At 38.7% G+C, this 23913-nt stretch carries 23 protein-coding genes and 1 tRNA gene; 6 read left to right on the top strand and 18 right to left on the bottom strand.

Features of this window, described 5'->3' with window-relative positions; translation table 11 throughout:
- Positions 1 to 55 precede the first annotated feature (55 nt).
- Together H6G57_RS22615 and H6G57_RS22610 are read right to left on the bottom strand one after the other, a co-directional pair.
- Positions 56 to 1555: a hypothetical protein gene (locus tag H6G57_RS22615; protein ID WP_190522709.1), complete on the bottom strand. Its 1500-nt coding sequence runs from the start codon at positions 1553 to 1555 to the stop codon at positions 56 to 58.
- Positions 1552 to 2616: a DNA cytosine methyltransferase gene (locus H6G57_RS22610; protein ID WP_190522707.1), complete on the bottom strand. Its 1065-nt coding sequence runs from the start codon at positions 2614 to 2616 to the stop codon at positions 1552 to 1554. Before H6G57_RS22610 ends, H6G57_RS22615 begins: the two co-directional genes overlap by 4 nt.
- A 119-nt stretch (positions 2617 to 2735) precedes the next feature.
- Here H6G57_RS22610 and arfB point away from each other — a divergent pair, with 119 nt between their 5' ends.
- Positions 2736 to 3152, top strand: a complete 417-nt coding sequence (arfB, locus tag H6G57_RS22605) for an alternative ribosome rescue aminoacyl-tRNA hydrolase ArfB (protein ID WP_190522706.1) — start codon at positions 2736 to 2738, stop codon at positions 3150 to 3152.
- Between the two features lie 67 nt (positions 3153 to 3219).
- On the opposite strand, the gene H6G57_RS22600 is transcribed toward arfB, so the two are convergent.
- From H6G57_RS22600 to H6G57_RS22575, 6 genes are all read right to left on the bottom strand, one after another.
- The gene (locus H6G57_RS22600) at positions 3220 to 3831 is read right to left on the bottom strand and encodes a cyclin-dependent kinase inhibitor 3 family protein (protein WP_190522704.1); all 612 of its coding nucleotides are present in this window, start codon (positions 3829 to 3831) and stop codon (positions 3220 to 3222) included.
- Between the two features lie 53 nt (positions 3832 to 3884).
- On the bottom strand, positions 3885 to 5363 hold the full coding sequence (locus tag H6G57_RS22595) for a DUF1802 family protein (RefSeq protein ID WP_190522702.1): 1479 nt from the start codon (positions 5361 to 5363) through the stop codon (positions 3885 to 3887).
- A gap of 15 nt (positions 5364 to 5378) precedes the next feature.
- Positions 5379 to 7877, bottom strand: a complete 2499-nt coding sequence (locus H6G57_RS22590; protein ID WP_190522700.1) for an ATP-binding protein — start codon at positions 7875 to 7877, stop codon at positions 5379 to 5381.
- 40 nt (positions 7878 to 7917) lie between these two features.
- Positions 7918 to 8625, bottom strand: coding sequence for a hypothetical protein (locus H6G57_RS22585; protein WP_199314423.1), 708 nt, complete (start codon positions 8623 to 8625; stop codon positions 7918 to 7920).
- A gap of 215 nt (positions 8626 to 8840) precedes the next feature.
- Positions 8841 to 10715, bottom strand: a complete 1875-nt coding sequence (locus H6G57_RS22580) for a hypothetical protein (RefSeq protein WP_190522698.1) — start codon at positions 10713 to 10715, stop codon at positions 8841 to 8843.
- A gap of 46 nt (positions 10716 to 10761) precedes the next feature.
- The gene (locus H6G57_RS22575) at positions 10762 to 11457 is read right to left on the bottom strand and encodes a hypothetical protein (protein ID WP_190522696.1); all 696 of its coding nucleotides are present in this window, start codon (positions 11455 to 11457) and stop codon (positions 10762 to 10764) included.
- A gap of 313 nt (positions 11458 to 11770) precedes the next feature.
- Here H6G57_RS22575 and H6G57_RS22570 point away from each other — a divergent pair, with 313 nt between their 5' ends.
- Positions 11771 to 13300, top strand: coding sequence for a carboxypeptidase M32 (locus tag H6G57_RS22570; protein ID WP_190522694.1), 1530 nt, complete (start codon positions 11771 to 11773; stop codon positions 13298 to 13300).
- 4 nt (positions 13301 to 13304) lie between these two features.
- Here the strand turns inward: H6G57_RS22570 and H6G57_RS22565 are convergent.
- From H6G57_RS22565 to H6G57_RS22555, 3 genes are all read right to left on the bottom strand, one after another.
- Positions 13305 to 13377, bottom strand: a tRNA-Ala gene (locus H6G57_RS22565).
- A gap of 104 nt (positions 13378 to 13481) precedes the next feature.
- Positions 13482 to 13694: a hypothetical protein gene (locus tag H6G57_RS22560; RefSeq protein ID WP_072717818.1), complete on the bottom strand. Its 213-nt coding sequence runs from the start codon at positions 13692 to 13694 to the stop codon at positions 13482 to 13484.
- A 121-nt stretch (positions 13695 to 13815) separates the two neighbouring features.
- Positions 13816 to 14280, bottom strand: coding sequence for a Fur family transcriptional regulator (locus tag H6G57_RS22555; protein WP_242049063.1), 465 nt, complete (start codon positions 14278 to 14280; stop codon positions 13816 to 13818).
- A 136-nt stretch (positions 14281 to 14416) separates the two neighbouring features.
- Between H6G57_RS22555 and H6G57_RS29570 the strand changes: the two genes are divergently transcribed.
- A complete protein-coding gene (locus tag H6G57_RS29570) occupies positions 14417 to 15130 on the top strand; it encodes a rubrerythrin family protein (RefSeq protein ID WP_190522692.1) in 714 nt (237 codons plus the stop codon).
- A 200-nt stretch (positions 15131 to 15330) separates the two neighbouring features.
- On the opposite strand, the gene H6G57_RS22545 is transcribed toward H6G57_RS29570, so the two are convergent.
- From H6G57_RS22545 to hisF, 5 genes are all read right to left on the bottom strand, one after another.
- Entirely contained in the window at positions 15331 to 15609 is a 279-nt protein-coding gene (locus H6G57_RS22545; protein WP_190522765.1) for a hypothetical protein, read from the bottom strand.
- A gap of 266 nt (positions 15610 to 15875) precedes the next feature.
- Complete coding sequence (locus H6G57_RS22540) at positions 15876 to 16262, bottom strand: type II toxin-antitoxin system VapC family toxin (RefSeq protein WP_190522690.1); 387 nt, start codon at positions 16260 to 16262, stop codon at positions 15876 to 15878.
- Positions 16255 to 16485: a hypothetical protein gene (locus tag H6G57_RS22535; RefSeq protein WP_190522688.1), complete on the bottom strand. Its 231-nt coding sequence runs from the start codon at positions 16483 to 16485 to the stop codon at positions 16255 to 16257. The genes H6G57_RS22540 and H6G57_RS22535 overlap by 8 nt, the downstream gene beginning before the upstream one ends.
- Before the next feature lie 34 nt (positions 16486 to 16519).
- Positions 16520 to 16696, bottom strand: coding sequence for a hypothetical protein (locus tag H6G57_RS22530; RefSeq protein ID WP_190522686.1), 177 nt, complete (start codon positions 16694 to 16696; stop codon positions 16520 to 16522).
- A 9-nt stretch (positions 16697 to 16705) separates the two neighbouring features.
- Positions 16706 to 17491 (bottom strand): imidazole glycerol phosphate synthase subunit HisF, encoded by a 786-nt coding sequence (gene hisF, locus H6G57_RS22525; protein WP_190522684.1) that lies wholly within the window; start codon positions 17489 to 17491, stop codon positions 16706 to 16708.
- A 182-nt stretch (positions 17492 to 17673) separates the two neighbouring features.
- Between hisF and H6G57_RS22520 the strand changes: the two genes are divergently transcribed.
- Positions 17674 to 19275, top strand: coding sequence for a serine protease (locus H6G57_RS22520; RefSeq protein ID WP_190522682.1), 1602 nt, complete (start codon positions 17674 to 17676; stop codon positions 19273 to 19275).
- A 107-nt stretch (positions 19276 to 19382) separates the two neighbouring features.
- On the opposite strand, the gene H6G57_RS22515 is transcribed toward H6G57_RS22520, so the two are convergent.
- Positions 19383 to 19577, bottom strand: a complete 195-nt coding sequence (locus H6G57_RS22515; RefSeq protein WP_190522680.1) for a twin-arginine translocase TatA/TatE family subunit — start codon at positions 19575 to 19577, stop codon at positions 19383 to 19385.
- Positions 19578 to 19671: 94 nt separating this feature from the next.
- On the opposite strand from H6G57_RS22515, the gene H6G57_RS22510 reads away from it, so the two are divergent.
- Positions 19672 to 20412: a phycocyanobilin:ferredoxin oxidoreductase gene (locus tag H6G57_RS22510; protein WP_190522679.1), complete on the top strand. Its 741-nt coding sequence runs from the start codon at positions 19672 to 19674 to the stop codon at positions 20410 to 20412.
- 66 nt (positions 20413 to 20478) lie between these two features.
- On the opposite strand, the gene H6G57_RS22505 is transcribed toward H6G57_RS22510, so the two are convergent.
- The gene (locus H6G57_RS22505; RefSeq protein WP_190522677.1) at positions 20479 to 21363 is read right to left on the bottom strand and encodes a hypothetical protein; all 885 of its coding nucleotides are present in this window, start codon (positions 21361 to 21363) and stop codon (positions 20479 to 20481) included.
- Positions 21364 to 21877: 514 nt separating this feature from the next.
- Here H6G57_RS22505 and H6G57_RS22500 point away from each other — a divergent pair.
- Positions 21878 to 23875 (top strand): DNA polymerase III subunit gamma/tau, encoded by a 1998-nt coding sequence (locus H6G57_RS22500; protein ID WP_190522675.1) that lies wholly within the window; start codon positions 21878 to 21880, stop codon positions 23873 to 23875.
- The last annotated feature ends 38 nt before the right edge of the window (positions 23876 to 23913 follow it).

Raw genomic sequence — 23913 nt, 5'->3', positions numbered from 1 at the left:
GCGGGGTTCTCCCGCCCTGACTCAGTTATCAGTGTAAGATTTAAGAGCAATGCCCTCAATTTGTATTTTGAATTTCAAGTTCAACTGCTCCATCAGTCAATGCTAAGAATGAATCTGCTGCCGAACATAGGAGCCCAATATTTACCTCAGATGAGAAGTAATTTGGTGTCCATGGGGGAAGCTGAAGAGTATTACTAAGAACTAAAATAGAGTTTGGTCTTACCTGGGTTTGAAGTTGCCGTCTATATCGATACTCTAAGAGTTGCCCTACACCTAAACGAATGCGGGGTTGAAAGTTGCGACGATTAATCGTTTTAATCTCAAAAATAGTTTCAAAGCCATTCTTCTCAGCAAGTAAATCAACTGAGTTTGGATCATCTGCTATATTGTATGAGAGTTCTATCAACCTTGTTGCAAGCCGCACAACAATTTCTTGGTGCTGACGTGTTTTATCGCGCAGACGCATCCTACCTTGAACGATTCTGTCAACATCAACTTCAATATTGACATCAATAACTTCAGGAATACTTAGTGAAAAAGGTCTGAGATTAATTTCTGGTATATCAATAGCTACAGGTGGGCTATCAATTTCATCAAGTAATTCATGATCAGGGTAGTTATTTGAGAGGTATTCTTGGTTACGCAACTCATCTGGTGTTATCCACTGAGATTCCACACTTGGGCTACCAAAGAAACTGTACCATGCTAAAGCATTTTCACGCTCCAATGAACTTGGTGGTATCCAAAAAGTAGCAGGATCAGTATGGAAATCCAGAATAGTTTGAAGTTGCTCAATTTCAGCTAAAGCTGTAGAGGACAACGAAATTCTATTACCATCTTTTACTACAAAGTCACTTTGTCCTAAAAATTGAAACCACTCTTGAACATCTCGAAATCTTCGCTTATCTGCATCAGATGTGTCACCTGTCTGTCTTATTTGCAATAACCTCGTATAAGCCTCCTGCCAATCGCTATTACGGATGGTAGGTACAAGTGATAGAAGACACTCACGGGTATTTAGAGTTGGAGGATAACCTTGCTGGTAAAGTTCAACTAAAACTTGGAGAATAAGCACTCCAGGCTTTATAAGAATACCTGAATTAATATCCAGTTCCATTCGATTTATTGGAATGCTTATTCCTGCTTGTGATAACTCCTCCCTTACCGCAGGAGATATATCTGTTTTATGCCCATTTGGGTATTGATAAGCAAGAACTTGAGTAGAAAAAAGTTCAGAGTAGCCAATTGTACCATCAATATACATTAATCCAATTGTTGTTAATTGTGGCTGTTTAATGTATCTTGTTGAATAGATCAGACCTAAATCAGGAAGAATTTGTTGATAATCACGCCAAGCATCTATTTGACCGGAATCTGCTCTAACATTGGGAGTAAAAATTCCCTCACTGACTAAAGCTTGATTAATCAGTGATCTATAGTTGGGATATTGCCTAAAACGATAGGCTGACTCAAGAAGCGCAAAAACTTCTCTTGAGTTCACCCTTCCCATGTGGTGATTAAAAGACCAAGAATATCCAGGATAAGGAAGTGTCAAACCATTAACTCCTTCTTACTAAGGCTTTGCAGTGTATATCGAATAGATTCCCCTATAGCAAGAGCAAGTAAGGGAGGAACTGCATTACCAACCTGTCTATATTGTGCTGTCGATGTTCCTAAAAACTTGTACCAATCTGGAAATGATTGAAGACGTGCAGCCTCTCTAACAGTAATATGTCGAGGAATATAGGGATGAATATGAGGTCTACCACCACCAGCTTTAGAACCAACTAATACTGTTCCCGAAGGTTTTTCAGGATCAATTCTGTCTGTATGGTCTACTTTGTCTCTTCCACCAGGTGGAACTTTCTCGTATCGGCTACGAACCCGATCACCATGAATACGAATATCGTGATTAGATAGACCATCAATACCTTCTAATGCTAGCTTTGCAGGTATCCAATGTTGAAGATGCTGATTAAGTAAATTTGAATTCAATGGATCACCATATCTTGGATGCGGAAATTCAAATTTAGTAGGTTGACGAAAGCCTACTACAAAAAGCCTCTTCCTTACTTGTGGTACTCCATAGTTAGCAGCATTCAAAATATCTGTATAAGTTTGATATCCAGTTTCCATCTTAAAATGATAGTAAAGCTTTTCCCAGTCTTCACCCTTGTTAAGAGTTAATAACCCTGGCACATTTTCAAATACAAAAGCTTCGGGTTCCAATTCATTAATGATACGAATGTATTCAAAGACAAGCTGCCCTCGAAAATCTGAAAAAGAACCTCTCTTGCCTAGAATGCTAAAAGATTGACAAGGGGGGCCACCTGCAAGAAGACTTATCTTTTCAGCTTTTATAAGTCCTCTAACTTCTTGTCCCTTTAAATCTCTAACATCTTTAGTTTCCGTTATACAATGTGGGAAATTATAAGCAATGGTGTCGCAATAATATTTAACTTCGTCATTTGCATATCTGAAATCAAATCCTGCTAGTGATAAGCCTAGATCTAATCCTCCCCCACCTGAAAATAAAGAAACTGCAACAAGCTCTTCGCTCCTTCTTCGGGGCAAGCATAAAGCATTTAGAGCAGCAAGATAAGAGTTTATCGACATCTCAAGAGCTTTTTGTACAATTGTTCTAGATGTGTGATTATACCTTAAGGAGTTACAAGTTACACAACGTTCTGTCAACCTACGTTGCGACTATATTATTATAAAATTATTCATAAACTATGCTAGAAATTTCTAAGATGGTGAGCATCCCAGAGAATGAAATTGAAATGAGTGCCGTTCGTTCTCAGGGTGCGGGGGGACAAAATGTTAATAAAGTTGCTAGTGCAATTCATCTGCGCTTTAATATTATTGCTTCTTCATTACCTGAACATTATAAAGAGCGGTTATTAAAGATTAATGATCAACGCATTACTAAAGATGGCGTGATCGTGATTAAAGCTCAAGAACACCGCACCCAAGAACAGAACCGAGAAGAAGCATTACAACGACTTCAAACCTTAATTAAAAGTGCGATCGCTATTCCTAAACCCCGCAAACCCAGTAAACCCACTCGCAGTTCCCAAAGAAAGCGGATGGATAGTAAAACCAAGCGATCGCACTTAAAAATGATGCGCGGTAAAGTCGATGCAGAGTGAGAGTAGATTTAGGGTTACAAAAAGCCCAGAAATTAGCGTGTAGCATCGTTGCTAAAACCTCAGTTATTTACTGATAACTGATAACTGGTACAGACGCGCCATGGCACGTCTCTACTGATAACTGATTCCACGCTTGGGAAAATAGGCTGACATATTCTTCTTGTTCGGTGGTTTCAACGCAATATTCACGGGTATGGCGGACAATGGCGATCGCATTTTCTGGAGTATAACCTAACGTCACTAAACAGCAAGATACAATGGTTCCCGTGCGTCCAAATCCCCCCATACAGTGAACAACAACGGTTTTACCTGCTTTAGCTCGGTTGAGAATTTGGGGGATGAGGTTAATGACGCCTTGCATTGAAGTGGGAACTTTGAGGTCGGGAATGGGGAACCAAATGGTTTCCATTCCTCTGGCTTCGGCTTCGGGGAACAGGGTGGGAATTTGGACTTTATGAAATTCGTGGGGTTCAATGAGGGATACCAAAACATCGGTGTGATAGAAATAGCGCAGACGGTCTAGGTCTTGATATAAGCTGCGATCCCAGAGTACGTGCATTCCTTGATGGGATTTTCCCGGTGCGTAGGTCATGCCGATTTTTCCAGTAAAGGGTATGACGTCAGGGGGGAGGAAATCAACGTTAATCGGGAAGTTGTTTGATGTTCTGGCGTAGTTCATGGTTATGTCAATAAATTTGACGTCAAACTGCTTTACAAATTTTAATCAAAACATCAGGTTTGGTCTACTATGAGTTCTCTGAGGAAGTAAAAGCGATCATTTCGCCAGTCTTCGGCTTTTTTTCGTCCGAAATATCCCGCTAGAGGGGAAGACAGTTCGAGCAGGATTTCATAAAGTTCCCGTTCTGATAGGGGTTGAGGCGGATTAGCACAATAACTTCCATGAATTCCTGAAACGGTTGCTTCGCTGACTTGAGCATTATTCAGATATTTTTTAACGACTTGAATAATATGCGATCGCAATTTTAAACGATTAACCACCATTTTAATATATTCATCTATGTTATCATCCATTTGACCTTTTTGTAAATAGTTTTTGAGTTCAATTAAGTCAACTGAACCGGGATATTGAGCTTGGAGTTTAACCAGTTTTTCTAATGTTTCAGGATTAATAATTGCCATACCATGTACTTTTGCTGCCTTGTTCAGTTGTTGAGTAGGTTCACCAGGGCCTATAATTAATTTAGTGGTGTCTTTGAGCAGTTTTTCATCATTTAAACGCAGTGTTCCTAAATTTAAGAGTTGAACTGCGGTATCATTGGGGATTTTTCTCCCAGCTTTACATTCTCCTACTAAGGGATAGGGTTGTGAACAAAATAAGTCTAATCCACCTGCACCTCCTTTATGAGCATAGTCTATAGTAAAACCTAAAAATTCTAAGCTTTGTTTGACAATATTTTCAAAGTCTGTTCCGGCTTGATAGTTACTTTTACCTTCATCTAGTTCTTTGCTTCGGTTTCCTAATGCTGCTATTTCATTAATCCAATTCAAGCTAGAATCATCGGTTAAATTTGCAGGTTTTGAAGTTTTCCAGCCTAAGAATTGATGAATGTTGGCTTTTAAAAGGTTTAAGCCGAGTTGTTCTTCCTGAGATGAAGAGTTAGTTTTGAATTGAGCGATCGCAGTTTCTAATTCTTCTAATTCGGGATGTTCAGGCGGTTGACGATTGAGAATTTTTCGATAGAGATTTTCAAATTGATTAGAATCAAGAATGGCTTGACTTTCATCAACAGTTATAGTAGCCGGAAGGGAAATAAACCGACTACTAGAAACGGGAGCAATTTCTAGGGGTTGGGGAAGTCGATAAACTCGAAAATAAGCCAGAAAAATATGACCTCGTTGTTCTAGGGTTTTGTGTAACCCTTCGGCTGTCCAAACGGTTAATTTTGATAAGGTTTCTAACTCCTCTGGTTTATCCAAGGTTTGGCAAAGTTCACATTTAGCCCAAACTTTGATTTTAACTTTATTTTGATTGAGTTCTGCAATACTCTGTTTAGCTATGGGAATAAAACCCGGACGATAATATTGTTCTAACGGTAAGGAATTAAATTCAATATCCGTCGGATAAAGGGCAAATAGTCGCCCTGGGTTCATAAATATTCGAGGCATTACTAAGATATTTCGACCTTGGTTTAAGGCTTCAATATCAGGTGCAGGTAAACAGAAAGCTGTTGCTATAGGTAGCTGATTCATGAGAGCCATGATTGATTAATTTTCTCCTTTAATTTCAAACGAAATGCTATCTTCTGGATAGCCAAATAAAGCAATAATATTTTTAACATTTTTCTTGATTTTCTCGGAACTTAAGTTAATCTCTACATAAATATCAGTTCCTTGAATTTGCTCTGATCTTTTTAAGTGACTCGGATCATTACTAAAGTAATAACGTTCACGACCTTTGAGGTTAAGAACTTTATCAAATTCGGTTGCATGATAACTTTTCATTAAATTACAAACGGTAATTAGTAATTCTTTCCAAGAACTGACTTCATATTTAGAACCGTTGAAAAGAAATGCAATATTTTTTTCTTTTTTAGGATTCGTTTCCTCAGATGGAGGATTCGGTTTATTCTGTTCAGTAAAGGCATTAACCAGGGCTTGATCATCACCATTCGTAATGTCAGTAGTTATAACTTTACCACTATTTTCAGGATTCAGTTTATTATGTTCAGTAAAAGCATTAACCAAGGCTTTATCATCACCATTCGTAATGTCAGTAGTTATAACTTTACCGCCATTTTCAGGATTCAGTTTATCAGGTTGAAGATTCGGTTTATTATGTTCAGTAAGGGCTTTAAGCAGTTCTATATCATCACCATTATCGGGTTTGATATGACCAGATGGTTTACTTAAAATTTCTAGTAGCAATGAGTTGTTTTTTGTTAACTCTTGAGAAAATTCTAAGACTTCTTCTTCGCTTAATCGATAGTTGGTTTTTTCTTGAAAAACAGAATATATATTAATCAAAGGTTTTAAATTTTCACCGCTTAAATCAACCCATTCTCCTCCTTGCTGTTCAATCATTTGATTAATAACATTATAGGAGTCCCATTGTTTTTTTATTTTTCGATCTTGGGAACGAACTAAACAGCCACGACTTAGATCATAGGTTTTATAATCACTTAATCGTTTAATTCCTGCACCCACAGAAATTCCGTGTAGTTGTTGAATGACTGCAACGCCGATTTTAAACGGTTTATCCTGTTCTTGACCTATTAATTTAAAATTGATCCAACCTTGATTTGTAGCTTTAGGTTCTACTTCAGCAATATCTTGAATTACGACGGAATTAAGTTTTTCTCCGCTTGAAGTTTCTCCTTCTAAACATTCACCTTTCAAAGTTTTAAAGGCTAAAGCCAAAACCTCAGCGATAAAATTATTATCCTCTAAATAATTTTCAGGGATAGATTGACTGGTTTGTTCTAAAGCTAGTTTGAATCTTTCTGCAGGATTATCAGGTAAGGGATCATCAACATCAAAATGTTCTGCACACCAAGCTAAAACTTCTCTAACAGAAGGTTTTTCTTTACCGAAATCTCTTAGCTGATTTTCATCAAACGGGTAGACCGGATGAGGAGGAGTTAAATGTAGAGGTTTGTATAATTCCTCTTGTAGCCATAAAGCTACTAAATCCAGAATAGAATTACTGTTTAGAGGATCTAAGTTGATCGGTTTTTTATTAGTATATTTTGACATCCTTTCTACAATGCTATTAGGCATCATCATGATTGTACTTTTCCAAATATCAGGTAAAACTACTGTCAGAATAATAATGCCTTGACCTAATTCCGATTGCATCAAAGAGTTATAAAGATTGTGAACTAATTGCGCCATCACTTGAGAGGTTGTAAACCCCGCATCATTAACTTTAAATGATTCAAGTTCATCAAAACAAATAATAACTGAGTTATAATGACTCACTAAGTTAAGAATCTTCAATATAGAATCAAAAGCATAAGATTCTCGCTCTTGATTGGTTTTATTGAAGTTGGAAGGAAGCCCTAAATAATCGGCCGTTGTTTGATCCAGAGCATCTCCCGCTAACCATTTAATGGCTAAAGGTGAATAATCTTGAGAAAGTGTCCATAAAATCGCACGGACAAAATAGGGATCGGCTTGACGTTTAGATTGCAAAACTTTTTGACTCAGTTTAGTCATTAAATTTTTACCCTCATTTAACCAATTGGTATAAACTTGATCAAATAGGTTAACCAGTTGAGGAGGAGAAGTGATAGCCGCATTCGGATCAATTGCTTTAAGAGCTTCATTTGCCATTGCTGCTGCCACTTCTTGCCACTGTGATACGCCTTGGCTACCGGGATAAGCCAAACTATTCGCTAAAGTTTGTTGAAATTGATATTGAATTAAATTAAGATCAGTATATTTATTGGCATTACCATAAACAAATAATCCTCCGCCTTCTTGTTCAAGATGTTTCCGAATGCGTTTTAAGTTGTGAGTTTTTCCGACTCCTTGCGAAGCTGTCCAAACCAGTGTTACTACTTTTTCATGACTGGTTTTACTATTTTTAACTTGTTCAAGGGCTTTAAAAACTGTATCTGACGCTTTTTTGTTTAATGATGTTAAATCAGGAAACCCTTCACCCCAGATATTTTGTTCTTGAACAATACCAGCATTCTTAAAAGGGTTCTTACTTTTAATGGCTGCATGAATTTCGTTAAGTGGAGAAACTGAAGAATTAGTCATGATATTTAGGTGTGAGGGTGGAAACAAAAAAAAATCTGTTTTAGTTTTCAGAATCTAAACGTTGGATGTAGTAGCGAAAACCACCACTGGGTAATGTAATGGAGTCTTCCCGTTTATCCGGTGTTATATCGGGCATTTCTCCTGCCATAAGTTGTAAAATATCGTTAGCTTGCATTTCTAACACCCATTCGTTGAATTGTGAACGGCTAACCTGCTCACCGATAGTGCGTCGGATGCGATAAATTGGGACTAAATCATTTAAGTTATAATCTTTATTTAATTGATCATACACCTGAAGGGCGATCGCTTTAAACTCTTCATAAGAAGCAATAACAGGTTGCTTAACCGATGTAGTGGGAATTCCCCTTTGATTCAATTCTCGAATTAACTTAATTAATCCATTCCCTAACCGAGAGGCGATAATCGTTGTATCAAAAGCAAAATCAGAATTGGTTAACGCCGCGATTAACATTTGTTTTCCGGTATCCGTCAGAGACACCATTAACGTTTGATTTCGCTTATAAATTTTGATCGCATCTGTGGCTTGTAATTCTTCGTAAAGACTTTGAGAAACGCCAAAGTTTGTTCCCTGACGCTTTTGTTTAAGTTTACTGTTCAATTCACTTTTTTTAACCTCACCATTGCTACAACTCATGGCCCATAAGGTTAACAGAAAGCGAGTTTTGTTTGTTACCTCAGTGGTAGAAGCAACAGCATTAGAAGTATCTATAGAAGGTGTTGATGACATATTATCGATGACCGTCTTGAATAAGCTGATTAAATTTTACATCAAATCGGGAATAATTAAAAGCTGAGATATTCAGTTTAACGAGCATCAATCCGTACATTTAGGGAAAGTTAAAATATTTTGATACCAGAGGAGATTGTCAGAAAACAATCCAACCCCACGACTCAAAACACAGTCGAGAAAAACTGAATTTTTCCGATGAAATTGCAGTTCTGTCAATCTAAAAAGTTATAGGTCAAGTCACTGTCTAAACCAGAGGTAACTTGAGGAATACTAATGGGGATATCTTCATCAATTAAACCATCAGGTGCTTGACCGGAAGGGTCACTCAGAATTTCACAAATAATCGGATTTTTAACAACTAATTCTGATTTTTCGATAAAATCAAAAATTTGTTCGGGTTTTAACCCATAACTTTCTTGATTTTTGTAAACTGCGTATATGGCTAATAAAGGTTTAATATCTTCCTCTGGGATACGAACCCATTCTCCACCTTTTTCGTTTTGAAGTTCGTTGAGATATTTGTGCGCTAATCTGGCATTAGGACTAATTGTTTTAGATCGAACTAAACACCCTCGCGTTAAATCAAATCTTTGATAATCTCCAAGTTGTTTAAGAATAGCTTGAACAGCACGTCCTCCTGATTGCTGAATCACAGCTAATCCAATTTTAACAGGTTGACCCTTTTCTATTCCATTGATTTTGAAATGAAGATAACAGTTTGTCTGTTTAAATCTTTGGATACTTTCAATTTTGACATTTTCAATCGTTTTTCCGATGATTCGTTCAAAACTAAAAGCTAAGGTTTCCGCAAGTTGATCACTGTCTTCTAAAAGGTCAGTAATCTTCTGTTTAATTTCTGCGAGTTCGTTTTCAAAAGCAGGTTTAACGACATCTAGGTTAGCTGGAGAATCTTTTCTCCACTGGGAAGCACACCAACCCAAGACTTCTCTAGTCGTTGGTCTGTTCTTACCGAATTCTATCAGTTGAGCTTCCGTAAATGGATATAAAGGATGAGGAGGAACAACTTGATGCTGGGCGTAAAATTCCTTTAACCATTGAGATACTAATGCGATGATATCATCTGGCTTTAAATAGTTTAAAAAAATAGGTTGTCCCAATTGAGGATAACTCGCAATTCTATGAATAAGGGCTTCTGCTTGGGGCAAAGATGTAACTTGTGCCCAAGTGCTTTTATACATTGCTAGAAAAAACAAACCTCGCTTAATATTGTTGAATAAATCTTTAGCCAAACTTGCAGTGATTTGGACTAAGGAAAAACCCGTTAACTCATCAACATAAGGAGCATCAAGTTCATCAAAACAGATAAGCGGAATTTTATATTGACTCACTAAATTCAGAATTTGGCAAGTTGTCTTAAAAGATTCTACTTCTTTTTCACCAGTTTTGAAGTTGGGTAATCCCATATCTTGAGCTTGTCTTTCTGCCAATTCCATCCCCGATAACCAATAGGTTGCATAGATAGCATGGGGACGAGAAAGTGTCCATAAAATAGCTCTGACTATATAGGGATTTTCAATGATTTGATTTTGTTTGGGAAAAATTAAGTCGGTAAAATGATCTACAGCCTTAGTTGAATGTTTATTTAACCAATCAGGAAATCTTTGAATATATTGTTCTGCGGTATAGTTCCATCCTTTCGCTTCATTAATTAAATGAGCCGCTATTTCTTGCCATTGCATGATGCCTTCATATTGACCATAAGCTCTTAAACTAGAAGTTAGGGTTTCCAGAAATTTGCTTTTGATTTTAGAGAGTTTTTCTCCATAGTCTCCCATATAAATAAACAAGACTTGATCCGTTTGTTTATAATGATGGCGAATGCGACTAAGCACTTGAGTTTTACCTAATCCTTTTTCACCAAAAACTGTAATCCCTACCGTTTGCATAGAGTTTTGATTGATTTTATTAATAACATCAAAAACCGTATCAGAAACATGAGCATTAATGGAGGGGACATCAGGTAAACTTTTGCCCCAAACTTGAGAATTTCTAACCACTGTATGTCCAGCAAACGGGTTATATTGCTGAATCAGCGCGTCAATGTTACTAAACTCAGAAGTATTCATGATTTAACCAAAAATAATGGGTGAATAAGGAATAATTAGAAAAGCTTTATAACCGTTTAGCATAACAACGTAAGCCAACCAGTTCTATGCTGATAGAATCTTCAATTTTGTCTGGTGCGCTATCTTCTACGCTACCTTCCATGAATTGAAAAATATCATTAGCCTGCATTTCTAACATCCATTCATTGAACTGTGAACGAGTAACTTGATCCCCAATCGTCCGTCGAATGCGATAAATCGGAACTAAGTTATCATAGTTATAATCTTTATTTAATTGATCATACACCTGAAGGGCGATCGCTTTAAACTCCTCATAAGAAGCAATAACAGCTTGTTTAACCGATGTCGCGGGAATTCCCCCTTGATAAAATTCTCGAATTAACTCAACTAACCCATTGGCTAACCGAGACGCCACAACCGTTGCATCAAACACAAAGTCAGGATTTGTTAACGCCGCAATTAACTGTTGTTTTCCAGTATCGGTAATCGATACCATAGGCGTTTGATTTCGCTTATAAATTTTGATGATATCCGCCGCTTGTAGTTCGTCGTAAAGACTTTGAGAAACACCGACCTTTTTGCCTTTGCGTTTTTGCTTAACTTTACTGGTCAATTCACTTTTTTTGACTTCGCCATCTTTACAACTCATGGCCCATAATGTCAAGAGGAAACGAGTCGTTTCAATCGTTTCAGTTGTAGAAGAAACGGAATTAGAAGCATCTATAGAAGGTGTTGATGACATATTATCGATGACAGTATTGAATAAGCCGCTTAAATTCTACATCAAATCAGGCTCAATTAAAACCTTGAATGTTCATTTTAATGAGCGTTTATCCGTATATTCTTGTAAAGTTTAAAAAATTTTGATACCAAGGTTAATTTTAATTTCCCCATTTCCCTGTTCCCTATTGCCCATTCGTAATTCGTAATTCGTAATTCGTAATTCCCTGTTCCCTGTTCCCTCTTAACTAAAACAATTACACGGATTGATCAACATCTGTCCAACATCGATTAAGCTGTTCTTAAATCACAACATCCGATTGATCGGTTTCCTCATGTCCGCTTTCCTGTCCCCAAACCCTAAATTCACACAACTGCTTAATCGCCTCACGGAAATTAACGATATTAAAGCAGCCATTTCCCTATTGCATTGGGATCAAGCAACCTATATGCCTCCTGGTGGTGCGATCGCCAGAGGGCGACAAATGGCAACCTTACGCCGTCTCGCCCATGAAAAATTGATTGATCCAGTTTTGGGAGAACTATTAGAAGACTTACGAACCGAAGAAACTCATCTTCCCTATAATTCCCTAGAAGCCAGTTTAATTCGTGTCACCCGTCGAGATTATGATCGGGCGGTGCGGGTTCCCTCGCAACTCATGGCCGAGATTTCTCAACATCAATCAGCCACCTATAATGCTTGGGGAAAAGCACGGGAAGCCGAAAGTTTTGCCATTGTTCAGCCTTATTTACAAACAACCTTAGAATTAAGCCAGGAATATGCTCGGTGTTTTCCAGGGTATGACCATATTGCCGATCCCTTAATTGACTTACAGGATGAGGGAATAACGGTGGCGACGGTGCGATCGCTGTTTGAACCTTTGCGTCAACAGTTAGTTCCCATCGTCGAGACAATTGCAAACTCTTCTCTTTTAGATGACTCTTATTTATATCAAAATTTTTCTTCTAAAGAACAATTAAAATTTACTATCGGAGTCATTCACTGTTTGGGTTATGACTTACAACGGGGACGACAAGATAAAACTCTCCATCCCTTTATGACAAAGTTCTCCATTGATGATGTCCGAATTACCACTCGTGTTTATGAACACCATCTCGAACAAGCATTATTTAGTACCATTCATGAAACCGGTCATGCTCTCTATGAACAGAGAATTTCTCCAGAGTTAGAAGGGACACCTTTAGCGGGGGGTGCCTCCTCTAGTTTGCATGAAAGCCAAGCGCGTTTATGGGAAAATATTATTGGTCGTAGTCGTGGGTTTTGGGAATGGTTTTATCCTCGGTTACAAGGGGTATTCATGCGACAGTTAGGACAAGTTACCACCCAGCAATTTTATCAAGCCATTAATAAAGTGACACCTTCTTTAATTCGGACGGATGCGGATGAAGTTACCTATAATTTACACATCATGATTCGCTTCGATTTAGAGTTAGCGATGTTAGAAGGAAAATTAGCAATTTCTGATTTACCTCAAGCGTGGAATGAACGATATAGACAGGATTTAGGTGTTATTCCCACAACAGATGTCGAGGGAGTTTTACAGGATGTACATTGGTATGTTGGATTGATTGGCGGAATGTTTCAAAGTTATACATTAGGAAATTTAATCGCGGCTCAAATTTATGATAAAGTTGTTCATAACGATCCTGAAATTCCCTTTGAAATTGAACGGGGAAACGTGAAGCGACTGTTAGACTGGTTACAACACAATATTTATCAACACGGTCGTAAGTTTACAACCCAAGAGTTAATTGAACAGGTCACAGGTTCCCCGTTAACCATTAATCCATTTCTGGACTATATTCGTCATAAATATGAATATCTCTACAAATGTAAACTATAGAATATGGAGCTAAGGAGACTCGAACTCCTGACCCCCGCAATGCCATTGCGGTGCTCTACCAACTGAGCTATAACCCCTTGCAGTATTCCAATATAGTCGTTAATCCGATGGTTTGTCAAGGGGTTTACAAAAATTTTTTTGGAGTGTCAGACAAGGGTGTCTGGGACACTCCAAATTTCCACTAAAAGTAAGAATAAGCGTGTTGAGACATTTGGGCAATGTGGTCAATGCAAGAGCCCATCAGGAAATACACAACCCCCATAGCAGCGGCTGATAAGGCGACTAAAATACCAGCCAGCATAAAGGAAAATTCTTTGCACTCGACGGCTTGTTTCATCAGGTGTAATGACCAAGCAACGAGGGCGACATCAATTATTAGAATAGGAATCAGCATAAGTTACGTTTCGTAACATTTCTTCTATTCTAACAGGTGTTCGGAACAGAATGCGAGTACAACGGATTCTGTAAAAGTACAGATCGCCTCAAAATGTTCTCTGATGTTGCTTTGTGTAATTTTACGGATTTTGCTCTTGTACCCGGTCTAAATTACAGCGATCACAACACCCTTTAACGGTAATCTCATAAGCATTCACCTGAAACCCTGATGGTAAGGGGTTAAGCTGTAAATTTTTGAACACATCCCAGGCTAAATCTTTAATTTGACCGCAGCCTTCACAGACAAAATGGTGATGGGGTTCAACCTTGGCATCATAGCGAGTTACGCCTTCATCCAGAAGCACCTCCCGCACTAATCCCACTTCGCGTAAAACGCTCAAAGCACTATATACACTGGCTTTTGAGGCAATAGGAATTTCCCGATTAATATCCGTGAGAATATCATCCACCGTAGGATGATCGCAACGGGACAAGAGATTAGCATAAACCGCAAACCGTTGCGGCGTAATGCGTAAGCCCTTCTCTTTCATCTGTTGACTAATCTCAGCCGTTCTATTGTGACCTTCCATAACTGGGTATGACATTCGCTTGAATCTAGTGTTACATATCATAACGTTTATTTTAAGTTACCCAACTTTACATTATTCTCATTCAAGCTCTTGACAAACTCAAAACTAAGAATTATTCTTAGATATAACAAGTTCAAAAAGAGGAGACACGATGGACTTATCCAACAAACAAACCGTCAAAAACCTGGAAGCAGCCTTTGGTGGTGAATCAATGGCGAACCGCAAATATCTGTTTTTCGCAGAAGTCACCAAAAAATTAGGGATGGGGGATTTGTCCAAACTGTTTCGGGAAACCGCAAACCAAGAAACAGAGCACGCTTTTGCCCATTTCCGGCTTCTGCATCCTGAATTAGTCGTGACTGACCCCGATGCTTTATCCGACGAAGAAAAGAAAAAAATTGCAGCCCGGTGTTTAGAGTTGGCGATTGAAGGGGAAACCTACGAATACACCACAATGTACCCCGAATTCACCGCCCAAGCCGTTACTGACCGCGATGACAAGGCTGTAGCAGAATTCAAAGAACAGGAAGCCGAATCTCGTGAACACGCCGGAATTTTCCGCAAAGCTGCTTCTAACTTTGGCTTTTTAACGCCCATTGAACATCATCACGCCAACCAATATACTGAAGCCCTGAACGCTTTAGATGGAGTCGCACCGACCCCAAAATCGGCAAGTTCCGATCCTCAAACTCAAAAATGGATTTGTCGTCAATGTTCTATGATTTATGATCCGGTTATGGGTGATCCTGATTCTGGAATCGCCCCAGGAACACCTTTTGAAGCCATTCCTGATGATTGGTCTTGTCCGATTTGTGGCGCGACGAAAAAGACTTTTATGGTTTACGAAGAAGCGATCGCCGCCTAATCTTAGAAACCGGGTTTCTCACAATATCTGGATTTGATGCAATTAATTTAATTAGAAACCCGGTTTCTTGAGTTTTTGCGATCGCCCCACAGAAACCGGGTTTCTGAAAATATCTGAACTTTTTTATTAAGGATTTTCTAACAATAAAGCTCTAAAACCAGCTTGAATAAAAACCGTATCTAGTAGTAAACGGGAATTGCTCATTGAGAATTATCTGGGTAACGTTTTGCTGTTCCATATAGGTAATGATCATGATTGATTGACCAATCTGGAGGAGCTTCAACAGTTCCCATTATTGATTCTAAGACATCCCAAGCATTTTGTTGATTTTGAACACAAGTTACCGTTTGCTCAGTTTCTTCTTCGTGTTCTGTATTCCCTTCAGTATGCAGATAAGTTTGTAACCATTCTGCCAGTTGACGGACTTCAATAGCAGATAATTTTTGAATAGCCACTTCAACTTCTGTTAGTGAATTCATTCTATTTTAGCGGTTAAGTAACAATTTGATTTTAACATTATTTCTAAATCCCTTGTTCCCTCGTTTCTAGGTTCTACCTATAAATCCTAAAACGGTGGCTCACCCACTAATAAATAATACAGGCAGAGCCTCAATCATAGCATTCCCAGACTCCAGCCTGGGAACGAGGGAAACAGAAACCGGGTTTCTGAAACTATCTGGATTTGATGCAATTATTGAATTAGAAACCCGGTTGCTTGAGTTTTTGCGATCGCCCCTTTTTTTACCTAATCAAATGGATTTAATATAGTTAACCCATTAACGCGCTTAAAATCCTTAGCATTACGAGTTACCAAAACACATCCTTCAACTAAAGCACAGGCTGCAATTACACCATCACCTAGTTTCAAGCGATAATCTCGACGAATTTGGGCTGCACGATCTAAAACTGATTCTGTCAATGATACGCAGTTAAGAAGCCTCAAAAATTCTCGCATCTCATTCGCTTCTTCTTCCGTCAATGCCGGGTAACAAAGTAACTCCACCCAACTAATCGGACAGTAAAATGCCTCTGCATCTCCCACTTCAATTTCATCAAATATAGGCTGAACTTCTGACCCATCATTAAAGTAGTAAATCAAGATGTTGGTATCGAGAAGATATTTATTAATCATCCCATTCTTCTCGAATTTGCAACTGGAATTCCAAAGCATCGACACGATCCGGCAAAAAACCGCGCCATCTCTTTAAATTTTTTCCGGGTAATCTTTCACGGCTACCCTGAGTCTGGGTTGTTACCCGATCGCGCATCAATGCTGACAATACTTCTAAAAGTTTTTGTTGCTCGTCAGGAGTGAGATTTTGAGCCTGACTCAGTACCTCGCTATAAGTAGACATTATCTTAATATTGAGATTTTTGGGCTGATTGTTATTATAGCAATTTAGGATGGACAGAAGCGAAGACTGCGATTGAGTTAGTAATCCCAGAAACCGGGTTTCTGAAAATATCTGGATTTGATGCCATTAATTGAATTAGAAACCCGGTTTCTTGAGTTTTTGCGATCGCCCCAGAAACCGGGTTTCTCAGCAAATCTCGATTAAATACCATTAACTTGAATTAGAAACCCGGTTTCTCCGGTTGTCGGACAGGAACGTGATGTTCTGCTAAATAGGTTTTAATTTCTTCCATCCGTAATTGACCATAATGTAATAAGGAAGCCAATAAAGCTGCTTCGGCTTTACCTTCCGTTAACGCTTCATAGATATGATGACAAGTACCTGCACCCCCCGATGCAATTACGGGAATTTCCACAGATTCAGCAATTTTCCGAGTTAATTCTAAGTCATATCCCGCCTGGGTTCCATCCGCATCCATACTCGTAACCAACAGTTCCCCGGCGCCGCGTTGGGTGACTTCTTCAGCCCATTTGAGAGCATCAATTCCGGTATTTTCCCGACCGCCTCGGACATAAACATCCCAACCGGGATTATCGGGATCCGTGCGACGACGAGCATCAATTGCTACCACAATACACTGTACCCCAAAACGATCGCTGGCTCGATTAATTAAGTCAGGATCACGAACCGCCGCCGAATTAATACTGACTTTATCCGCCCCGGCTCTTAACAAATTTTTAATCATTTCTAAGTTTTGAATTCCCCCCCCGACGGTTAAGGGAATAAACACTTGTTCGGCGGTGCGATAGACCACATCAAAAATAATATCTCGGTCTTCATGGGTCGCCGTAATATCCAAAAAGACTAATTCATCGGCGCCTGCATCGTTATAAGCCGCTGCGAGTTCCACGGGATCACCAGCATCTTTCAAATCAACAAAATTCACCCCCTTCACCACTCGACCCGCTTTAACATCCAAACAAGGCAAAATTCGTTTCGCAAGCATAATCACGCTTTGTGCATTGGGACACCAAAATTTAGGGTAAAAATCCCTTGTTTCAGTTTATAGCAATTTTAGCCAGGAAACTCTTTCCAGTTTTAGGGGAATGAGAAACCGGAACCGGATGAATCGGAAGTTACTAGAAGTAATAAGCAGTCATCATTCAGAAGAAATTAGGGGGAGCAAAAATGGGTTTTCAATTCATCGTTTATCGGTTTTTTAAACTAGGGTTTTTTACAATCACGAGCTTGATATTTGTTTTAATTTTTAATTCTAAAATAATAGCATTAACCGCTCAAGAAATCAACCGTATTAGTCAACCGATTACAGTATTAATTGAAGGGGTAAATCCAGGGTCGGGAGTGATTATTGCTAAAAATAACACTACTTATTCTGTATTAACTGCAAATCATGTTGTTAAAACGCCTGATGAATATACCGTTATCACCGTTGATGGAGAACAGTATCCGATTGATTATAATCAAGTGATTAAATTACCGGGAATTGATTTAGCGATTTTGTCTTTTACCAGTGATAAAATTTATGCGATCGCCCATCTAGCGGATTATGATTATGAGCGGAAAGCTCAATATATTTTTATTTCAGGATGGCCGGATTCTAAATTACCGCTTGCTGACCGCAGACGACTATTTACAGCCGGAGTATTAATGAGTGAAGCGGAAAAAGCTACCTTAATTAAAGAACCCTTTACCAGAGGATATGATTTATTTTATACGAATCGCACACAAGTGGGAATGAGTGGCTCACCGATTTTAGATACTGAGGGTCGGGTGATTGGAATTCATGGAAAATCCGAAGGACAAATCTTTGAAAATCCTGAATTAGGATTAGTTTCCCGTGTTACTTTAGGATATAGTGCGGGAATTCCAATTCAGAAGTTTTTACAATCAGGAATTGGGTTAAATTTAAACATCACTCGTCAACCGCCTTCACCCCTAAAAGCAACGGAATTACAATCAATTAATCAAGTTTTAAAAGCCCCTGAATTAGGGGGAGAATTAACGGCCTTAGAGTGGTCAAACCGGGGAAATCAATTCTATAGATTAGAACAATGGCATCAGGCGTTAAATGCCTTTGATCAAGCCCTCAAAATTCAGTCTAATTTTTATCCCGCGTGGTACGGACGGGGGAATACTTTAGCACAATTAAAGCAGTATTCAGAAGCAATTGAAGCTTATTCTCGGACGACACAACTTCAGCCCGATTTTTATTTGGCTTGGCGAGAAAAAGGGAAGATTTTAATTAAATTACAACAGTATGAAGATGCGTTATCAGCCTGGAATATTGCCATTAAAATTAAACCCGATGATTATCAAATTTGGTATCTGCGGGGAAATCTATTGATGAACCATTTAAAACAATATGAACAGGCGATTAAATCCTATGAGCAAGTTGTAAATTTAAAACCAGATTTCGTTGAAGCTTGGACAAATCGAGGAATGGCTTATTATCAATTACAGAATTATGAGGAAGCAATTCTATCTTTTGACCAAGGGTTAAAATTAGATCACCAACAAGAAAAAGTTTGGCAGCTACGGGGCGAAATCTTATTAAAATTACAACTTTATTCTCAAGCGTTAAATTCTGCTGAAAAGGCTTTAGCTTTAAATTCAGAAAATCCTCAATTGTGGATCTTAAAAGCTCAAATTCTAGCTAAAATGAAGCAATATCAACAAGCTAGGACTTCAGCATTAACCGCCTTAAGATTTAAACCCCGTGATCGAGAAATTCTTAATTTTATTCGTTCCTTAAGTTCACCCCGTCGTTAAAATTTGAACTCAATTTAGTCAAAATTACCCCGGTCGGAATAGTGCGCCTAATCAAAAATAAAGATAAAAATAATTAACGCCATATCCGACACTGGACACCGAACTGATCAAGATTTATGGGAATTTTGTTCTGTCTCTTCCGAGATAGACTCAGAGCCATCGGAGGGGTTAGAGAGTTCATCTTTAAACCCTCGTAGACTTTGACCTAAACTTTTTCCAATTTCAGGTATTTTCTTCGGGCCAAAAATTAAGAGCGCCACGACTAAAATAATTGCGATTTCCGGCCATCCTAAACCAAACATAATCTTAAACTCCTTGTTCTGCCAGCCTACTGAGTCAAACTATATCCTAAACTGATATTCTTAAATATAAGCTTGTCATGAGAAAAATCCTATAATGGTCAATACTTCTGCTGTTTCCATTCGAGAACAACAACACTCCCTCATCCGCCAACTCGCCAACCAAATTGAAGTGAGTTGGAGTCAATATTTGGATTTAGAACCTTACCATCTCCCAGAAGATTTAGGGTATGTGGAGGGTCGCCTAGAAGGGGAAAAACTCATTATTGAGAATAGATGCTATCAAACCCAACACTTTCGCAAGCTCCATTTAGAATTAGCGAGGGTCGGTCAAGCCCTTGATATTCTTCATTGTGTGATGTTTCCCAGAGTGGAATATGATATTCCTATGTTTGGAGCCGATTTAGTCGGGGGACGGGGGCAAATTAGTGCCGCCATTGTTGATTTATCCCCAACCCATTTAGACCGCAGTTTACCCTTATCTTATCAACAACAATTACAACCGCAACCCCAACAATACTTTTCCCAGCCCCGTGAAGTTCCGACTTGGGGAGATATTTTTTCAGAATTTTGTTTATTTGTGCGACCCACAACACCGGAAGAAGAAACCCAATTTTTACAAAGGGTCACCCAATATTTGAAAGTTCATTGTGAATATGCGATCGCTCAATCTCCGATTTCCGAAGAACAAAAATTGGAAATGATTGCGGGTCAAAAACATTATTGTACACAACAACAACAAAACGATAAAACTCGCCGTGTTCTGGAAAAAGCCTTTGGTCAAGACTGGGCAAGTAATTATATGACAACGGTTTTGTTTGATTGTGTAGAAACTTAACAGCTTACAAAATAATTCCCTTGTTTAGTTAAGTTCAGTTTGTCTGGGTGAAGCTACTTCCGGTTATTAATTCGATTTTGTAACTTCTGATTTATTGCGTTTTTTGCCTGGGGTTTTACCCTGAATTTTGCCTTGAGTTCTACCTTGGCTGAGATCTCCAGAATCCATATCATGATGTGAGGCTTTAACTCCTCCAGGTCGAGTTGTGCGGAAGGTAACATTCACCCCTTCATTGGATTGTTCTAAGACTAATAAGGGAGTCGGTTTTGCTTTTTGATCCCATTCAATATGAACAATACGCCCTTGAATTGTGGGTTGCCAATTATCATGTTCATCGGTGGGACTTAAATAGGTTTCCAAACAATCAATAATTTCATTTATGGTTGTTGATGTGGATTGAGTGGGTAATTTCATTAGGCGAATTTGAATGCGAAATAACACCCGTTTTTTAGTATCTCCAGCAATACCTGTTTCGTATTCAACATCAAAAATAGAATCAACTTGGCGGGCTGTTCCTGCATTACTTTGTTCTCCAACGGCGGCTTGTGTTGGACGCAGGGCGATGGAAATTTGTTGTTTAACTTTCATCTTAATTTGAACAATAATGGCGTAGTGAAAAACATCCTCAGCCATCCGCATTCTCAAATAATCTAAGTTAAACTCCCGTGAATGAATTAAATCGGGATTTTTCTCCATTTTGGCAATTGTACCGACCGCCAATTTATATTTTTTTTGCAGTTCTTTATTTCTAAACAGTTCGGTTTTTAATTGTTTGTCCAGGGAACGAGTTTTGAGTTGAAAAAAAATGATACTTCCCAACAGTAACAAAAACAAAACACCGGACGAACCCATCCAAATTACATCACTACCCAGTTTGGCGGTGATAGCGGTATGGGGTTTAGGGGGAGTTGCCGCCAGCCAAGGCTGAACACTGATCAGTTGATTAGACATACGTTATAATGATTAAGCTGTATACTTAATTTACTCAATTTGGGGTTACAAGGTTTCAACGGATTCAGAATACGTTAAAATAAAAACAGGCCAACAATCCTGGCTCTGTAGTTTTTTAATGTCCTGAATTTATTGATGGGAAATCGTTAGTGTTTTTCTCCTTTAATGTCAGTCCGAAATTACATCCTTTTCAGTTTGATAAATTTCTGATCAGGCTATTAAGAGAAACCCCATTAACGTCCTGATCTTGGCAAGATGACCCTACTTAACTCTAAGTTATCAAAAATTTACTTACATTGCCTAGGATTTGGGTAAAATTCAGTGAATGGTTCAGGTCAGTTCAATGGGTAAAATTGTACTGATTCGATCCTAAACAGTGATGCTAGACAATTCCCTCTCAGCAATACGGTCATCCTTAAGTTTTTATGCTACATTACAAGCCCAGTTTATCTCTATACTCTACTGCAATTCGAGCTAAGAGTGTTTCCTGTTCCCTTGATTTTGGTGTGACGTTGTGAGTTACGAGCCCCTACACCACAAATATCGGCCCCAAACCTTTGCCCATTTAGTCGGACAAGAAGCGATCGCAACTACCCTCACCAATGCGATCGAGTCTCAACGCATCGCTCCCGCCTATCTCTTCACCGGGCCAAGAGGAACGGGAAAAACCTCTAGCGCGAGAATTTTAGCGAAATCTTTAAATTGTTTGGCCACTGGGAAGCCGACGGCCACTCCTTGCGGTGTTTGTGATGTTTGTAAAGGCATTACCAATGGGTCTACTTTAGATGTCATTGAAATTGATGCGGCGAGTAATACCGGAGTTGATAATATTCGAGAATTAATTGAGCGATCGCAATTTGCCCCCGTTCAATGTCGGTATAAAGTGTATGTAATAGATGAATGTCATATGTTAAGTACCGCAGCATTTAACGCCTTATTAAAAACCTTAGAAGAACCTCCAGATCGAGTTGTATTTGTATTAGCAACCACCGATCCACAACGGGTATTAGCTACCATTATTTCTCGGTGTCAACGGTTTGATTTTCGACGAATTCCGTTAGATTCAATGGTGAAACATTTAAAATATATTGCCCAACAGGAAAATATTAATATTGTGTCCGATGCTATTTTTATGGTGGCTCAAATTGCCCAAGGGGGGTTAAGAGATGCGGAAAGTTTACTCGATCAATTAAGTTTATTATCCGGTGAAATTACCGTTGAAAAAGTTTGGGATTTAGTGGGGGCAGTTCCTGAACGAGATTTAATCAGTTTATTAGAAGCTATTAACTCAGGAGATACAGCCATTATTTTAGACTGTATTCGTCAACTTCTCAACCGAGGTCGGGAACCTTTAATTGTTCTGCAAAATTTAGCCGGATTTTATCGAGATTTATTAATTGCTAAAAGCGCACCTAATCGTCCTGATTTAGTTGCCTTAACTCAACCGACTTGGGAAAAATTATGTCAATTTTCTCAACATTGGAATCATGAAATTATTTTAGCAGGTCAGAAGCATTTGCGGGAAAGTGAAGCTCAAATTAAACATACAACTCAACCGCGTTTATGGTTAGAAATAACCTTATTAGGGTTACTTCCCGCCGCGTTACAAAAATCCGTTGTCACCCAAACGGTTTCTGTTGTTCAAACCCCTCAAACAACGGTTCAAACTCCACCTCAATATGTACAACGTTCAGAACCTTCACCTCCTCCCCAAAACCCCGTTAATGTTCCTGTCTATCAACCAACATCTAACCCAGAACCTCAACCTCAAGTTAAAGCAGAAATTCCGGCAATTCCCGCAGAACCTCCTATTGTTATTGATGGTAATATAGAACAAATTTGGCAACAAGTATTAGCTTGTATTCAACTCCCTGGAACACAATCTTTCTTTCGACAACAAGGGAGTTTAATTCAGTGTAATTCTGATGTTGCATATATTAAAATGAAGTCTGAACCTGTACTGAAAATGGCACAGACTAAACAAAAATTATCCAGTTTAGAAAAAGCATTTCAACAGGTTTTTGGTCATCCGGTTAAAATTAATTTTGATACCGGAGGAGGAACGTCTGCTTATCGCGTACAAGAAGTCACTCCCCCATCTCCCTCTTATTCCCCGGTTGAGAATTCTAGGGTTTCTTCTCCAGAAATATCACCCAATTCTTCAATTAATCATCAAGAACAACAACAAATTTCTTCTTCTCCTGATCAGGATATTCGAGAATCTGATCAAATAGATCAGGTTAAAATGGAAACGGAAATGGAAACAGGCAAGATGCCTGTTCCACTTGAAAAAGTTGAATTAACTCCTGAAGAAATGGATGCTCAAGCTGTTCTGATGGCTTCTCAGAAATTAGCTGAATTTTTCAAAGGTCAAATGATTGATTTAGGAGAAAAACAAACTTCTAAAACGTCTATTTTATTAAGCCAAAAAGATGATATTGTTGATAAAATTGAGGATGATAATTTTATAGAGCCTGATGAGATCGAGGAAGACAATTATGATGATTTTTAATGAATGAAGCGGTGCGTGCACTGAGCTAACGCACCCGA

It is taken from the genome of Planktothrix sp. FACHB-1365 (assembly GCF_014697575.1).
GTDB lineage: Bacteria > Cyanobacteriota > Cyanobacteriia > Cyanobacteriales > Microcoleaceae > Planktothrix.
The sequence above is the reverse complement of the archived record's forward strand: the minus strand, read 5'-3'. Positions and strand labels throughout refer to the sequence as shown.

Excerpts from the sequence above, each read along its gene's own strand:
- H6G57_RS22610 (WP_190522707.1), bottom strand. The coding sequence starts at position 2,616 with ATGTCGATAAACTCTTATCTTGCTGCTCTAAATGCTTTATGCTTGCCC.
- arfB (WP_190522706.1), top strand. The coding sequence starts at position 2,736 with ATGCTAGAAATTTCTAAGATGGTGAGCATCCCAGAGAATGAAATTGAA.
- H6G57_RS22600 (WP_190522704.1), bottom strand. The coding sequence starts at position 3,831 with ATGAACTACGCCAGAACATCAAACAACTTCCCGATTAACGTTGATTTC.
- H6G57_RS22595 (WP_190522702.1), bottom strand. The coding sequence starts at position 5,363 with ATGAATCAGCTACCTATAGCAACAGCTTTCTGTTTACCTGCACCTGAT.
- H6G57_RS22590 (WP_190522700.1), bottom strand. The coding sequence starts at position 7,877 with ATGACTAATTCTTCAGTTTCTCCACTTAACGAAATTCATGCAGCCATT.
- H6G57_RS22585 (WP_199314423.1), bottom strand. The coding sequence starts at position 8,625 with ATGTCATCAACACCTTCTATAGATACTTCTAATGCTGTTGCTTCTACC.
- H6G57_RS22580 (WP_190522698.1), bottom strand. The coding sequence starts at position 10,715 with ATGAATACTTCTGAGTTTAGTAACATTGACGCGCTGATTCAGCAATAT.
- H6G57_RS22575 (WP_190522696.1), bottom strand. The coding sequence starts at position 11,457 with ATGTCATCAACACCTTCTATAGATGCTTCTAATTCCGTTTCTTCTACA.
- H6G57_RS22570 (WP_190522694.1), top strand. The coding sequence starts at position 11,771 with ATGTCCGCTTTCCTGTCCCCAAACCCTAAATTCACACAACTGCTTAAT.
- H6G57_RS22560 (WP_072717818.1), bottom strand. The coding sequence starts at position 13,694 with ATGCTGATTCCTATTCTAATAATTGATGTCGCCCTCGTTGCTTGGTCA.
- H6G57_RS22555 (WP_242049063.1), bottom strand. The coding sequence starts at position 14,280 with ATGTCATACCCAGTTATGGAAGGTCACAATAGAACGGCTGAGATTAGT.
- H6G57_RS29570 (WP_190522692.1), top strand. The coding sequence starts at position 14,417 with ATGGACTTATCCAACAAACAAACCGTCAAAAACCTGGAAGCAGCCTTT.
- H6G57_RS22545 (WP_190522765.1), bottom strand. The coding sequence starts at position 15,609 with ATGAATTCACTAACAGAAGTTGAAGTGGCTATTCAAAAATTATCTGCT.
- H6G57_RS22540 (WP_190522690.1), bottom strand. The coding sequence starts at position 16,262 with ATGATTAATAAATATCTTCTCGATACCAACATCTTGATTTACTACTTT.
- H6G57_RS22535 (WP_190522688.1), bottom strand. The coding sequence starts at position 16,485 with ATGTCTACTTATAGCGAGGTACTGAGTCAGGCTCAAAATCTCACTCCT.
- H6G57_RS22530 (WP_190522686.1), bottom strand. The coding sequence starts at position 16,696 with ATGGTATTTAATCGAGATTTGCTGAGAAACCCGGTTTCTGGGGCGATC.
- hisF (WP_190522684.1), bottom strand. The coding sequence starts at position 17,491 with ATGCTTGCGAAACGAATTTTGCCTTGTTTGGATGTTAAAGCGGGTCGA.
- H6G57_RS22520 (WP_190522682.1), top strand. The coding sequence starts at position 17,674 with ATGGGTTTTCAATTCATCGTTTATCGGTTTTTTAAACTAGGGTTTTTT.
- H6G57_RS22515 (WP_190522680.1), bottom strand. The coding sequence starts at position 19,577 with ATGTTTGGTTTAGGATGGCCGGAAATCGCAATTATTTTAGTCGTGGCG.
- H6G57_RS22510 (WP_190522679.1), top strand. The coding sequence starts at position 19,672 with ATGGTCAATACTTCTGCTGTTTCCATTCGAGAACAACAACACTCCCTC.
- H6G57_RS22505 (WP_190522677.1), bottom strand. The coding sequence starts at position 21,363 with ATGTCTAATCAACTGATCAGTGTTCAGCCTTGGCTGGCGGCAACTCCC.